At 71.2% G+C, this 14731-nt stretch carries 9 protein-coding genes; 5 read left to right on the plus strand and 4 right to left on the minus strand.

The window, feature by feature from the left end; all coding sequences use genetic code 11:
- Positions 1–50 precede the first annotated feature (50 nt).
- The 5 genes from AB0K00_RS04820 to AB0K00_RS04840 all read left to right on the plus strand — a co-directional run bounded on the left by AB0K00_RS04820 (position 51) and on the right by AB0K00_RS04840 (position 8636).
- Positions 51–3920, plus strand: a complete 3870-nt coding sequence (locus tag AB0K00_RS04820) for a PA14 domain-containing protein (protein WP_363515390.1) — start codon at positions 51–53, stop codon at positions 3918–3920.
- A 22-nt stretch (positions 3921–3942) separates the two neighbouring features.
- On the plus strand, positions 3943–6048 hold the full coding sequence (locus tag AB0K00_RS04825) for a glycosyltransferase (protein WP_363515393.1): 2106 nt from the start codon (positions 3943–3945) through the stop codon (positions 6046–6048).
- A complete protein-coding gene (locus AB0K00_RS04830; protein ID WP_363515396.1) occupies positions 6045–7706 on the plus strand; it encodes a hypothetical protein in 1662 nt (553 codons plus the stop codon). Before AB0K00_RS04825 ends, AB0K00_RS04830 begins: the two co-directional genes overlap by 4 nt.
- Complete coding sequence (locus AB0K00_RS04835) at positions 7703–8134, plus strand: GtrA family protein (protein WP_363515399.1); 432 nt, start codon at positions 7703–7705, stop codon at positions 8132–8134. The genes AB0K00_RS04830 and AB0K00_RS04835 overlap by 4 nt, the downstream gene beginning before the upstream one ends.
- Before the next feature lie 61 nt (positions 8135–8195).
- Entirely contained in the window at positions 8196–8636 is a 441-nt protein-coding gene (locus AB0K00_RS04840) for a universal stress protein (protein WP_363515402.1), read from the plus strand.
- 679 nt (positions 8637–9315) lie between these two features.
- On the opposite strand, the gene AB0K00_RS04845 is transcribed toward AB0K00_RS04840, so the two are convergent.
- From AB0K00_RS04845 to AB0K00_RS04860, 4 genes are all read right to left on the minus strand, one after another.
- Positions 9316–10425: a TIR domain-containing protein gene (locus AB0K00_RS04845; RefSeq protein WP_363515405.1), complete on the minus strand. Its 1110-nt coding sequence runs from the start codon at positions 10423–10425 to the stop codon at positions 9316–9318.
- Positions 10422–11984 (minus strand): SPFH domain-containing protein, encoded by a 1563-nt coding sequence (locus AB0K00_RS04850; protein WP_363515408.1) that lies wholly within the window; start codon positions 11982–11984, stop codon positions 10422–10424. The genes AB0K00_RS04845 and AB0K00_RS04850 overlap by 4 nt, the downstream gene beginning before the upstream one ends.
- Positions 11985–11989: 5 nt before the next feature.
- The gene (locus AB0K00_RS04855; protein WP_363515411.1) at positions 11990–13399 is read right to left on the minus strand and encodes a TIR domain-containing protein; all 1410 of its coding nucleotides are present in this window, start codon (positions 13397–13399) and stop codon (positions 11990–11992) included.
- 122 nt (positions 13400–13521) lie between these two features.
- Complete coding sequence (locus AB0K00_RS04860) at positions 13522–14703, minus strand: metallophosphoesterase (RefSeq protein WP_363515414.1); 1182 nt, start codon at positions 14701–14703, stop codon at positions 13522–13524.
- Positions 14704–14731: the final 28 nt, after the last annotated feature.

Genomic DNA, 14731 nt, shown 5'->3' on the forward strand with positions numbered 1-14731 from the left:
CACATGGCGACCCGAGGATTCATGCCGAGGGACGACTGTGGGGTGGGAAGTTGCGCAAGTGCCTGGCTTTTGTCGCATTACTGACACTGGTGGTGTCGCTGGTCGGCCCGGTGCCGTCGGCGGTCGCCGCGACCCCACCCGGATTCACCACACAACTCGTCCTCGGATCGGGCCTCGACGGTCCTTCCGGATTTGAGATCGCACCTGACGGACGCATCTTCATCCTCGAGCGAACCGGCAAGATCAAGATCTTCAAGGACGGTCACCTGCTCCCGGAACCCTTCGCTGACCTGCCCTCGGAGGCGTCAGGGGACCGGGGTCTCATCGGTGTCGCGTTCGACCCAGGGTTCGGTGTCGCCAACCACTACGTCTACTTCTATTACACCGGGCACGACCTGCTGAATCACCTCGTGCGTTTCGACGCGTCCGGCGACATCGGCACCGAAGGCCCGTACACCATATTTCAGACACAATCGCCCTCGCAGTTGCTGCATGTCGGCGGAAGCATCAGGTTCGGGCCGGACGGAAAGCTCTACTTCGCTGTCGGCGACAACGGCTATCCACCGAACGCACAGGATCTGACCAACCCACACGGCAAGATTCTGCGAATCAACCCGGACGGCACGATTCCGGCCGACAATCCATTCGCCGGGCAGCCCGGAAAACTCGGCGCGATCTGGGCATATGGATTCCGCAACCCGTGGCGGTTCCAGTTCGACAGCGCCACCGGCCGGCTCTACGGCGGGGACGTCGGCGACTACACGTGGGAAGAGCTCAACCTCATCGTCAAGGGCGGCAACTACGGCTGGCCGGTCAACGAGGGCCGCTGCGCCACCACCTGCGCCGGGTACCGCGAGCCGCTGCACGCCTACAACCACGACGGCGGCAGCGGCGCGGTGACCGCCGGCCCGATCTACCACGGCACCCAGTTCCCGGCCGAGTACCAGGGCAGCATGTTCTTCGGCGACTACTCCCGCGGCTTCATCAAGCAGGCGCTGCTCGACGACGCCGGCCAGATCACCCAGGTCAAGGACTTCGACCCCGAGGCCGGCAGCGTCGTGGACCTGAAGGTCGCCCCCGATGGCTCGCTGTACTACATCACGTACTTCCCCGGCCAGCTGTACAAGGTCTCCTACAGCCTCGCCGGCAGCGCACCGGTGGTGCGGGCGGGCTCGGACTCCACCGGCGGGCAGCAGCCGCTCACCGTGCACTTCAGCAGCGCCGGCACCAGCGACCCGGACGGCGACGACCTCACCTACCACTGGGACCTCGGCGACGGCAGCAGCAGCACCGCGGCGAACCCGACGAAGACCTACCCCGCGGTCGGCGTCTACCCGGTCACGCTCACCGTGTCCGACGGGCAGAACACCGTCGCGTCCCGGCCGATCGTCGTGCAGGTCGGCTCGCCGCCCACCGTGCAGGTCGCCGCGCCCGTCGACGGCGCCCTGTACAACTCCGGCGACACGATCACCTACAACGCGTTCGGCAACGACGCCGCCGGCTTCGACGTCAGCGACGGCGACATCAAGACCGAGGTGTTCCTGCACCACAACACGCACGTCCACCCGTTCGTCGGGCCGCTGACCGGCCGGGTCGGCACGTTCACGATCCCGGTCACCGGCGAGGCGTCCGCCGACACCTGGTTCGAGATCAAGGTGACCGTCACCGACCGCAACGGGCTCACCAGCGCCAAGTCGGTCTTCATCTATCCACACACGTCACTGATGACGTACACCACGAACCCGCCGGGACTCGGGCTGACCCTGGACGGGGTGCCGATCGCGACCCCCGACACGGTGCACGGGGTGGTCGGCTTCAAACGGGAGCTCGCCGCGCCGCCGACCGCCGTCGCCGCGGACGGCACCGTCTACCACTTCACCGGCTGGTCCGACGGCGGCGCGATCCGGCACTTCATCACCACGCCGGCGACGAACGGGACCTGGACGGCGAACTACGCGCCGTCGGCGCCGTTCCTCGGCGAGTACTTCAACAACCAGGACCTGGCGGGGGCGCCGGCGCTGACCCGCGAGGACCAGCGCGTCGACTTCATCTGGTCGGTCGAGCCGCCGGGTCCCGGGGTGCAGGCCGACCACTTCTCCGCCCGCTGGTCCAAGACGGAGTTCTTCGCCGCCGGCCGGTACCGCTTCACGATCGCCTCCGACGACGGCGCCCGCCTGTACCTCGACGACGAGCTCGTCATCGACCAGTGGCACGACCAGGGCCCGACCGCCTACGAGTACGTCGCCGACTTCGCCGCCGGGCAGCACCGGGTGCGGCTGGAGTTCTACGACAACGTCGTGGACGCCAGCGCGAAACTGTCCTGGGAGACCACCCCGGACCAGCCCCGCGACGTGTTCACCGCCGAGTACTGGAACACCCCGGGCGCCGGCACCGCGCCGACGATCCCGGCGACCCGCCCGCAGCTGACCCGCGACGAGCCGGTCGTCGACCACGACTGGGCCCTCGGCTCACCGGACCCGTCGATCGACGCGGACCATTTCGTCGCGCGGTACACCCGGTCGGTGACCCTGACCGCCGGCTACTACGACTTCACCACCACCTCCGACGACGGCGTCCGGCTGTGGGTGGACGGGCAGAAGGTCATCGACCACTGGGCCGACCAGGGCGTCACGGAGTACTCGGCCCGGCTGGCGCTCGGCGGCGGCGCGCACACAATCGTCATGGAGTACTACGAGAACGCCGCCGGCGCCCTGGCCAGGCTCGCCTGGAACCGGGCCGGGGACCTGCCGCCGGCGCCGCCGTGGACGGCGAGCTACTGGAACACCCCCGGCGCCGGGTCGCAGCCGTCGATCCCGCTGCGGGCGCCGGATCTCCAGCGGACCGAGACGGCGATCGACCACCCGTACGGTGACGGCGGCCCCGGCAACGGGATCGGCGTCGACCACTTCGTCGCCGTCCACACCCGCACCGACGTGCTGCCGGCCGGCCTCTACCGGTTCAGCGGCGCCAGCGACGACGGCATCCGCGTGTACGTCGACGACCAGCTGATCCTGTCGAAGTGGCGGGAGCAGAACGAGGAGTTCACCGCCGACAAGCTGCTGCTCGGCGGCCCGCACACGATCCGCGTCGAGTACTACGAGAACGCCGCCGGCGCCCGCCTGCAGTTCGGCTACCGCCGGGTCGGCGACGTCACCTCACCGCCGGGCTGGGACGGCGCCTACTACCTCGGCACCGACCTCGCCGGCGCGCCCGCGATGCTGCGCCAGGACGCGGCCGTCGACTTCGACTGGGGTCTCGGCGCACCCGGCCCCGGGCTGCCCGCCGACGGGTACTCGGCCCGGTGGACCCGCACCGACAACCTCGCCGCCGGCGTCTACACGTTCAAGCTGCTCGCCGACGACGGCGCCCGGCTCTACGTCGACGGCGTGCTCGTCCTGGACGAGTGGCGCGACCAGCCGCCGACGACGTTCGTGATCCAGCGCAACCTCGCCGAGGGCGCCCACGTGATCGTCGTCGAGTACTACGAGAGGGCCGCCGGGGCCATCGCCCGGCTCAGCTACGACAAGACCGCCGACCCGCCGCCACCCACCCCGTGGACGGCGTCCTTCTACAGCAACCCGACCGCCACCGGAACGCCCGTACTGACCCGGCAGGACCTGGCCATCGACCACGACTGGGGCCTCGAGCCGCCGGCCGAGGGCCTGCCCGCCGACGGGTTCTCCGCCCGCTGGACCAGGACCGACCACCTGGCCGGCGGCACGTACCGCATCACCGCCACCAGTGACGACGGCATCCGCGTCTCGATCGACGGAGCCGTGGTGATCGACGGATGGTCCGACCACCCGCCGACCACGTACACGTTCGAAACCGCCCTGGCTGAAGGCGATCACACCTTCACCGTCGAGTACTTCGACAGCGGCGGCGGCGCACTGGCGCGCTGTTCGGTCATCCGGTTGTGAAACTTTGTTGAAGGAGAAACACGTGACCCCCACGGCCACGATCGTCATCCCCTGCCGACATGAGGAAGACAACGTAGGTCCTTTGATCGAGCGGTTGTCCGCGGTACTGACAGACGTCGAGCTGTTGTTCGTCGACGACAGCGACAACGAGCACACCGTCGACGCCATCGCCCTCGCGGCGGCCAGGTTGGAGCGCGACGACCTGCGGGTCCGCGTGTTCCACCGCACCGGCGCCCAGCGGGTCGGCGGGCTCGCCGGCGCGGTCGTCGACGGGTTCCGGCGGGCCCGCGCCGTGAAGGCCCTGGTCATGGACGCCGACCTGCAGCACCCGCCGGAGCTCGCCCCGGCGATGCTGGCCGCGCTCGACGAGCACGACCTGGTGATGGCCAGCCGCTACCGGGAGGGCGGCAGCAGCGGCGGCCTCGACGGACCGGTGCGCCGTATCGTGTCGACCGGGTCGACGATTCTCGCCCGGGTCGCGTTCCCGTTCGCGCTGCGCGGCGTCACCGACCCCATGACCGGATTTTTCGGGGTACGTCTCGACAAGATGGACACCGAGCGGCTCCGGTCGCGCGGCTTCAAGATTCTCCTGGAGATCCTCGCCAGGTACCCCCGGCTGCGCCGCACCGAGCTGCCCCTGGACTTCGGCCAGCGGCACGCCGGCACCAGCAAGGGCGACCTGCGGCAAGGGATGCTCTATCTGCGCCAGCTGCCGTGGCTGCGGCTCGCCACCTGGCTCGGCACGCCGGTGCTGCGGTGGGCCGCGCTGCTGGGCGTCATCGGCGCCGCCACCCTCGCGCTCGCCGTGTCACCACTGTCCGGCGCCGCTGTCCTCGCGCTGCTGGTGACCCTCGTCGCGTCGTACAACACCGTCGTCGGCGCCCTCGAGGTCCGGTGGCGCCTCTACGGCTGGCGCACCCCCGAGGCGGTCGAACAGATGCGGTGGCCGGCCGTCGTGCCCGACGAGATCAAGGAACGCTTCACGATCATCGTCCCGGCGCTCAACGAGGACCTCGTCATCGCCGCTACCCTGCGGCACCTGCTCCAGCAGGACCACGACGACTACGAGATCGTCGTGTCGCTGTGCGACGGCGACGACGCGACCATCGCCGAGGTCCAGCGGGTCCAGGCCAACTACGACCCGCACGGCCGGGTCCGCACCGTCGTGCGCGCCTACACCAAGTCCAACAAGCCGCGGCAGCTCAACGCCGCCCTCGAGGCCGCGACCGGCACCGTCATCGGGGTCGTCGACGCCGAGGACGACGTCGCGCCGCAGCTGCTGACCCGGGTCAACACCCTGCTCGGCACCACCGAGGCCGACGTCGTGCAAGGTGGGGTGCAGCTGATGACGCTGGGCACCCGGGTCCGCGACTGGTTCAAGGTCCACAACGTGATGGAGTACTTCTTCTGGTTCACCAGCCGCATGTTCTACCAGGTGCGGTCCGGGTTCGTCCCGCTCGGCGGCAACACCGTGTTCATCCGCCGGCAGATCCTCGACCAGGCCGGCGGCTGGCCCGACAACCTCACCGAGGACTGCGCACTCGGCGTGCTGCTGTGCACCCGGTACAACGCCCGCGTGGTGGCCGCGTACGAACCGGAGCTCGCCACCCGCGAGGAGGTGCCGCAGACGATCGGCAGCCGCCGGTCCGGGTCGCTGTTCTGGCAACGGGTCCGCTGGAACCAGGGCTTCCTCAGCATCCTGCTCGAAGGCCGCTGGGCGACGCTGCCCACGCTGCGGCAGCGGGCCCTCGCCGGCTACATCCTGGCCACCCCGTTCCTGCAGGCGTTCTCCGCCCTGCTGCTGCCGCTGTCGATCGCCACGATCCTGTGGCTCAAGGTCCCCGTCGGCGTTGCGATGCTCATGTACGCGCCGTTCGTGCCGATCATCATCACCCTGGCGACGCAGATCGTCGGGCTGCGCGAGTTCGCCCGTGCCTACCGGCAGAAGGTGCTGTGGCGGCACTACGCGTTCCTGCTGATCGGCGCGCCCGTCTACCAGTGGGTGCTGATGGGTGCCGCGTTCTGGGCCGTGTGGCAGCACGTCGACGGCAACACCACATGGCACAAGACCGCCCACGGCGGCCACCACCGTCCCGCTGTCCTGTCGCTGGAAGGCAACCCGGCATGACCGCGGTCCTGGAAATCGAGCGCAGCCCGGTCCGTACGCCTGTCGTCTCGCCGGTTCGGGAGTCGCGCTGGCGCCATCATCGGAAGTCGCTCTACGTGCTTACGCCGCTGCTGGTCCTCGCCGGGTTCGTCAACGGCTGGAACCTGCATGGCTGGCCCGGCCGCATCAACGACGACGAGGGCACCTACGTCAACCAGGCGTGGGCGATGCTGGACCACGGCGGCCTGTCGCACTACACGTACTGGTACGACCACCCGTTCCTCGGCTGGGCCATCATCGCCGGCTACGCCGGGGTCACCGACGGCTTCGACCGCGCGCCCAGCGCCGTCATGGTCGGCCGGGAGGTCATGCTCATCTCCGCGCTGATCAGCTGCGCGCTGCTGTTCCTGCTCGCCCGGCGGCTGCGGTTCAACCGGGCCTGGTCCGGCGTCGCCGTGTTCGTGTTCGCGGTCAGCCCCCTCGCGGTCTTCTTCCACCGCATGGTGTTCCTGGACAACCTCGCCACCATGTTCATCCTCGCCGCGTTCGCCGCCGCCGCCTCACCGCGGCGCAGCGTGGGCGCGTCCCTGTGGAGCGCGATCTGGTTCGCCTCGGCCGCCCTGTGCAAGGAGACCATCGTCATCCTCCTGCCGGCCCTGGTCTGGCTGCTCGTCCAGCACACCTCCCGGCGCACCCGGGTGTGGAACCTCGGCGTGTTCTTCGTGTCGTTCGCTGTACTGGTGGCCTCCTACCCGGTCTTCGCCCTGCTGAAGAACGAACTGCTCCCCGGTGAGGGCCACGTGAGCCTCGGCTGGGCGCTGTGGTGGCAGGTGTTCGGCCGCTCCGGCAGCGGCAGCCTCCTGGACCCGACGTCCGGCACGTTCAGCCTCGCCAAGTCGTGGACCGACCTCGACCCGTGGCTGCTGCTGCCCGGGGTCGCGCTCATCCCGGTCGGCCTCGCCGTGCGCCGGTTCCGGCCCATCGGGCTGGCGCTGCTCATCCAGGTCGTGATGATGTGCCGCGGCGGGTACATGCCGTTCGCCTACGTCATCGCCCTGCTGCCCTTCGCCGCGCTGCTCATCGCCGGTGCCGGGGACGTCCTGTGGACCCGCCGCTCTCCTTTGTCGGGGGCGCGTCTTCCTGTCGTCCCTTCTGTTTCGGGGGCGCGGCTTCCTGTTGTTTCTTCCCTCTCGCGGGCGCGTCTTCGGTTCATCTCTTCCTTTTCGCGGGCGCGTCTTCGGTTCGTCTCTTCCTTTTCGCGGGCGCGGCTTCCTGTCGTCGCGACCGCCGGCGTCCTGGCGGCGCTGCTGGTCCTGCCCGGCTGGGTGACGACGCTGCGCGACCAGGCCAAATTCGACGGCAGCGCCAACTCCCGCGCGGCGACCCGCTGGGTCATCGACAACGTGGGCCGCGACGCGGTCGTCGTCACCGACGACTACATCTGGATGGACCTGAAGCTCGCCGGGTTCACGAAACCGGTCTGGCTGTGGAAGGTCGACACCGACCCCGCCGTCATGGCCGACATCCTGCCGGCCGGCGCGGCCAGCATCGACTACATCGTCATGGCGGACCAGGCGGTCAGCACGCTCGCGGACCTGCCGACCCTGCACCGCGGTGTCGTCGAGTCGACCGAGGTGGTCCGCTTCGGGGAGGTCATCATCCGGAAGGTGCACGCGTGAAGGCGCTGGCACGCGTGGTGCGGCTCGGCGCCCTGCTGCGCATGGCCGGGTTCGGCGCGGTCGGAGCCTCCGGCGTCCTGCCCAACCTCGCCGTCATGTGGCTGCTCGTCGACCACTGGCACCTGCACTACCTGCCGGCCGCCGTGGTCGCGACCGAGGTCGCCATCTGCTGGAACTTCGTCCTCGTCGACCTCGTGGTGTTCCGCAGCCGGCGCGGGCGACACTGGGCCGGGCGCTTCGGCCGGTTCGTGGTCCTCAACAACCTCGACCTGGCCGTCCGGCTGCCGCTGCTGGCCGTGCTGGTCTCCTGGGCCGGCATCGACGAGCTCGTCGCCAACCTGGTAACCCTCGTGCTCGCCTTCGGCCTGCGGTTCGGCATCACCGACCGGTTCATCTACCGGCCGGCCCCGGTCCCAGAGTCCGCCTGAGACGGTTTCGTGTCGTGGCCCCCGGATGCGGATCCGCCGGGGGCTGCGGCATGCTGTTGCCGTGGTCTTCGAACTGGGCACGGACGGCCCGAAGGTCATCGTCGTCGGCGTCGATGGTTCCGAGCCGTCACTTCGGGCCGGTGCCTATGCCGCCGGGCTCGCCCGCCGGCAGGGTGCCCGGCTCGTCGTGGTCTATGTGGCCGGCGTGCCCGCCGCGAGTGTCTTCGCCCCGGGCGCCGCCGCCGCCGTCGAACAGGCCATTACCGAGGCCACCGAGGACATGCGCCGCCAGGTCGAGGCAGGCTCGGTGCACGCCGGCATCCGCGCCGAGTTCGTGGCGGTGCGCGGCGACCCGTACTCAGAGCTCGTTCGGGTGGCGACACAACTGAGGGCCGACGCGGTTGTGGTCGGCGCCTCGTCGCGGCTCGGGCACCGGTTCGTCGGCTCCTTGGCGGTCCGCCTGGTGAAGTCCGGCAAATGGCCGGTCACCGTCGTCCCCTGACAACAGCGGCCCGCACCCGTCAGGTCCGTGACCACACCACGTGACGAGTCGATCCCGGAGCGCGGCGGGCGTTCGATGCCGTTGACCGGCTAGGACTACACTGCGTGTTGAGTTGGGCAGCTCGTTTGGTCGGCTAGGGTACCGTCCTGGTGAAGCAGAACGCCGACGGCCGGGCGGTCGGCCGAAGTGCGGCGGTGGGCTGGCGCGCTGATCCCGGCAATCAACCGCGTTGCCGAACTTCGCTGGGAGCGGGACGCGGTCGACGTGACGTGATCACACGGGCATCGGTCGGACGACGTGCCCGCCCTCGACGCCACCCTGATCGCCGTGATCCCGCCGCAGCCCGGTTGTTGGGTGCGGGGGCGGTCGCCGGTCGCCGGTCGCCGGTCGCCGTCGCTGTGGTCCGGTCGTCGGAGCCCGGCCGTTGCGGCCCGTTCGTCGCGGCCCGATCATTGCGGACGTGCGTCATTGCGGGCGCGCGTCGTGGCAGGCCGGTCGTGGCAGGCGCGCGTATTTGCGGCGCGCGTCGTGGGGCGGGCCAGTCGCGGGCGGGCGCGGGTTGTGGCAGGCGCGCGTAATTGCGGGCGCGCGTCGTGGGCGGGCCAGTCGTGGGCGGGCGCAGGTTGTGGCGGGCCGGTCGTGGCGGGCCGGTCGTGGCGGGCCGTCGTCGTGGGCCGGGTCAGTGGGGCGGGCTCAGGTGCGGGTCGGCGCCGGGGCGGATCAGGAGTTCGGGGATGTCGTGCTCGGCGAGGCCGTGCAGCAGCAGCGCGGCGGTCGCCTGTTCGAAGGCCTCGGGGACGGTGCGGCCGAAGCCCAGGGCGGAGTAGAAGGCGGCAGCCAGGACGGTGGCGGCCTGGTCGGTGATCGGCTTGCGCATGCCGAGGACGTAGTCGACGTGCTGGCCGATTGCCCGGGCCTGGACGGCGGACCAGCAGGCGTTGAGCACCACCACGCGGATCTTGTCGCCCGCCACGCGGAAGAGTTCGCCCAGCGCCGCCGCGTCGACCGGGCGGCCGGTGCCGTCGTCGGCGGTGAGCACGATCTCGCCGGGCCGCAGGCCGTGGCCGCTGAAGTGCAGGATCTGTGGGATGTGCCGGTTGAGGTGCTGGAGCAGGTCGGTGGGGCGCACGGCCCAGCAGGTGATCAGGTCGAACCTGTCGCGGTCACGGGACAGAAGGAGCTGCTCGGCGATCTCGCGCGCCTCCACGTCGATGGCGAGCTGGCCGGTGCCGAGCTGGCCGGTGCCGCGCGGGTTGGCCGCCAGCAGCACGATGCGAATCCGGTCGCCGGACGCAAGGCCAGGAGCACGCCTGGAGAGATCGCCGGCAGGAGCCCCGGACGCAGGAGCGCCAGACGCGGGACCGCCGGCCCCAGCACCGCCGGCCCCAGGACGTTGAAGGGCGCGCAGCAACACCGCGACACGATCGTCGTACGCATCAGGGACGCGCAGGTCGACCGGCTGACGTATGGCGGCGAACCGGGGCAGTTCCGCATCCGTGATGTCGCCGACGAGGACCGGCACGAACCGCCGCCCGGAACCAGCGCGGGCATGGCTGACCAGCGCAGCGTACTCCTCCCGCACGGCCGGATCGGCCATCGTCGCCCGGCTGATCAGCAGCAGACCATGACTGGCGGTGGTGAGGGCGTTCTCCTGTTCCAGCATGGTGACCAGCCCCGGCTCCACCCACTCCAGCAGGAACACCGCGACCCCCGCCGCCGCGAGCCGCGTGGCCAGCCGGGCGGCGGGGGCGGCGTCGGCGGCCGCGTGGGAGATGAAGACGCGGCTCACTCCTGCTCGCCGGGGTCGAGGCGCTGCTGCGGCGGAACACCGTCCTTGTGGCTGGCGATGAGCTGGCCGAGCATGTCGCGGGCATTGGTGAAGGGCATCAGCCCGAGGATCTGCTGGGCGAGGTCGCCACCGCCGCCGATGTACTGCGGGACCGGCATCCGGGCCAGCTGCGCGGCGACCCGCTCGATCGCCACCTGCTGCGGGCCGAGCAGTTCGATCATCTCCCGGAGCTCGGCCGCGTGGCGCCGGCCCTCCATCTCGATGCGGAGGCGCTCGGTGGCCATGTCGGTCCTGGTGTGTTCCAAGGTGAACTCGGAGATGGGGCCCTGCTCGCGGGCCTGGACGCGGCGGCGGCGCAGGTTGTTGATCTCCTCGTCCTTGGACTCGAACTCGGCCAGGACGGTGAGCCCGGCGACCACGTCCCACTCGGCCAGGGCCTCGGTCACCTGATGCTGCAGCTCCAGCCGGACGTTCTCGTACTCCTCCATGAACTGCAGGATCGTGTACCGGCCGACCAGCGCGGTGAAGTAGCCGGCCACGGCCGCGCCCAGGACCCGTTCGACGAACCGCTGGACCGGGGCGGGCTTGACGCTGATCGAGCCGGTGGGCTCCGGCTGGTTGTCGGCCTCGCCGAACCGGCGGACCAGCCGCGGTGCGGCGCGGGCCGGGATGCGCAGGATCTGCGACATCTCCAGCGACAGCACGTGGCCTTCGATGTTCACCACGATCTGTTCGAGGGCGGAGTCGAGGTTGCCGGCCGCCTTCGTCGCCTTGTTCGTCCACTCCAGGTACAGCTCCCTGGTCGGGATCAGCACGACCCGGGCGAACCAGGGGTTGATCGCGTACCGGCTGCCGCCGGGCAACGTCTCCTCCTGCACCCCGAGGTGGCCGCCGTTGGCGAGGAACACCCAGGGCAGCCGGAAGCTGTCGTGGCCCGGGATGACGGGGTTGACGGCGTCGGGGGCGTCGCTGGGTGGGGTGCCGTGCTGGGTGATCACCACGCCGGTGCTGCCGACCGGCACGTCGATCTCGCGCAGGTCCGCCTCGGTCAGCCTGGCGGCGTCCGGGTGCGCCGGGCCCTCCGCGAGCGTCAGCACCGTGAACACAGCGAACAGCTCGGTGTTGATGGCGTAGTACGCGCCGCCGGGCAGCACCCCCAGCTGCCGGCCCTGCTCGCCGCCGCTGAGCAGGAACCGCCGGCCGTCCTGGAAGTAGTCGCACTCCACGTAGCGGCACAACCGGCGGTCCAGCGGGCGCACCGGACCACCCAGTGACGTGACCAGCCCGATGGTGCCGTCCGGCACGAACGTCTGCGGCACGAACCGCACGGTCACCAGCCACGGTGGCCGCCAGTACCAGCGGTTCGCGGCCAGCGTCTCCGCCTGCGGACCGGCGGAGCCGTAGACGCTCACCCGGTAGCGGTCCTGAGCGTTGCGGCCGAGGCGGCGGTACTCGATCCCGACCATCCGGTCAGGTACGTGGTACAGGCCCTTCGCGGCGAGATACCCGCCGCCGCCCAGCGCCGCCAGGAACAGCACGACCGTCAAGAACTCGAGCATCTTGGTCACCCCTCGATCGGCCACGAACGGAGTTGCCGGTGGACGGCGAGCACGGTCTTGCGCCAGCGCGCGTGCCAGCCCGGGTAGTGCTCGGCCTGCGGGTTGCGCAGGGTCGGGAAGAAGCCGGGCGGCGGGCTGTCCGGGCGGACGAACCGGCCGTACTTCGGCGTCGCCGGTTGCTCGCCGTACGTCGGCCGGCCGTCGGGACGGGGCCGCCAGCCGTACGCCGTGGCCAGGACCGCGAAGTCGCCGCCGAACTCGTGCTGCAGCCGGTACAGCTGCCGCTGTCGGCCGAATCCCTGCCGGCCGGCGGTCGACTCCGCCCACGCCGTGTCGATGTCGCGCAGCAGCTGGGCGGGCAGGTCGGCGCCGGCGGTCTCGGGCAGCCAGCCGTAGCCGAGGCGGCCCGCCGCGGCGAGCACCAGGTTGGTGGTCAGCAGGTCGGCGTGTTCCAGCTCGCCGTCGGCCAGCGACGCGCGCAGCCGGGCCAGTTCGAGGCCGGTCGGCGTGCGCGCCGCCGTGACGGCGGGCTGCCGCGGCGGCGGGAGCTGGGCGACCCGGCCGGCGGCGTGGTCCCGGTACACCCGCTGCAGTGTCCGCAGCTGCGCCGGCCCGGGCAGCGCGCCGTCGCGGGCGTCGACGTACCAGGTGCTGGCCAGCAGGAAGTTGGGGGCGCCCTGGATGAGCACCGGGAAGACGATCCGGTCGTGCCGCTGGCCGTCGAGGATCTCCCGGGTGACGTCGGGCGACTCCTCGGCGGCCGGCGACATCAGCACCACCAGGGCGATCGAGTGCCGGATCCGGTCGCGGATCTCCCGGGTGTACTCGCTGCCCCAGGTGAGCCGCGCGATCGACCAGACGGGCAGGTGCGCCTCGGACAGCCAGGAGACCAGGCGGCCGCCGTAGCCGGCGTCGGCGCCGGCGTAGACGACCACGAAACTGGCCGGGGGCGGTGCGGCGGGTGGCGGGGCCGGTCGCACCTGGTCGAGGTGCTCGGGTGCGAGCCGCCACTCGCCGCGGACGATGGCGGCCAGGTCGCCGGCCTTCGCCGTGCGCTCGGCGGCGGACAGTCCACGGAAGTCGGCCCACAGGCGGTCCGCGGCGAAGGGCGGCACCACGCGGCCGGGGTCGCCGCACAGCACCGGGATCACCCGCAGCCCGCGGGTCGCCGCCTCCCGCAGCAGGACGGCGTACTCCTCGTACGGCTGCGGGTCGCTCAGCGCCGCCGCGCCGAGCACGAGCACCGCGGTGCCGGCCCGGCCGATGGCGGCCTCCGTCTGCTGCAGCAGCACGTCGCCCGGCTCCGGGTCGCGTTCCCGGAGGAACGTGACCAGCCCGTGTCGCTCCAGTTCCTCGGCGAGGGTCCGGGTCCAGTCCCGGTCCTCGTCGAGGTAGGAGAGGAAGACCTCGGACATTTCCACCGCACCCGTCAGTCGCCGAGAAGGCCGTCGTGATGCAACTGACGGACAGGCGGCGCCGGACGTCGCGCGGCGGTCGCCGGCCGGTCACGGTCGTGCCGTGACCGGCCGGGTGACGCTCAGGCCTTGCGCAGCGTGAGCTCGGTGATCTCGCTCGGCGCGAAGATGCGGAACGGCGGGCCCCAGAAGCCGGTGCCCCGGCTGGTGTAGAGCTGGGTGCGGGCGCCGTGCCGGGTCAGGCCCTGCACCACCGGCTGGTCCAGGCGCACCATGTAGTGGAACGGCCACATCTGCCCGCCGTGGGTGTGCCCCGACAGCTGCAGGTCGATGCCGTGCTCGACGGCCTCGAAGATCTGCTTCGGCTGGTGTGCCAGCAGCAGCACCGGCAGGTCGGGGTCGGTGCCCGCGAGGGCGGTGGCGTGGTCGGCGCGGTGGCCCTGCAGGCCGGTGCCGGCGGCGGTGCGGTCGTCGACGCCGGCCACGACGAGCCGGTCGCCGCCGCGCTCCACGACCAGGTGCCGGTTGTGCAGCGCCTCCCAGCCGAGCTCGCCCATGCGCTGCAGCCAGCCCTCGGCCTCGCCGTAGTACTCGTGGTTGCCGGTCACGTACACCCGGGCGTGGCGGGCCTTGACGTCGCCGAGCGGTGCGGCCTGCGCGGTGCGCTGCGCGACGGTGCCGTCGGCGATGTCGCCGGTGTGCGCGACGATGTCGGCGTCCAGGCCGTTGACGACCTCGGTGACGCCCTTCGACCAGCGGACCCGGTCGATCGGTCCGTAGTGGGTGTCGGTGAGCAGGACGACCTTCAGCCCGTCCAGGCCGGCGCCGAGCCGCGGGATGGCGACCTCGACGCGGCGGACCCTGGGCACCCGCATCGCCTCGACGTAGCCCCACAGCAGCAGCCCCACCGCGACGACCCCGGTGAACCCGGCGACGATCCTGGAGCGCAGCGGGTCGTGGACCCCGCCGGCGAGCAGGGCGAGGCGCAGCAGGTCACCGGCGACCGCCCAGACGAACAGCTGCCAGACCACGCCGAGGGTGGTGTCGGCGATCCGCGACGCCCAGTCCAGGTGCCGGCGGCCGTGGCCGAGCATCATCAGCACCGGGAACCCGACGGCCGCCACGACGAACAGCGCCGTCCCCGCGACGCGCACCCCCACCGGCCACGCGTTGCCCGACTGCACCAGCGACCACCACGGCACGCCGAACAGCAGTGCCAGGACGGTGGTGAGCGTCAACGCGAACACGACGGGGCGCAGCAGCGAACGGCGCCGCGCGACAGGGACCGCTTCAGTGGTAGCCACAGTTCAGCATGGCACGCAGTGCCACGCA

The organism is Dactylosporangium sp. NPDC049525, assembly GCF_040676755.1.
Lineage (GTDB): Bacteria > Actinomycetota > Actinomycetes > Mycobacteriales > Micromonosporaceae > Dactylosporangium.

What these genes read in the sequence shown, in the direction of transcription:
- AB0K00_RS04830 (WP_363515396.1), top strand. Translation starts at nt 6,045, where the DNA reads ATGACCGCGGTCCTGGAAATCGAGCGCAGCCCGGTCCGTACGCCTGTC.
- AB0K00_RS04850 (WP_363515408.1), bottom strand. Translation starts at nt 11,984, where the DNA reads ATGCTCGAGTTCTTGACGGTCGTGCTGTTCCTGGCGGCGCTGGGCGGC.
- AB0K00_RS04855 (WP_363515411.1), bottom strand. Translation starts at nt 13,399, where the DNA reads ATGTCCGAGGTCTTCCTCTCCTACCTCGACGAGGACCGGGACTGGACC.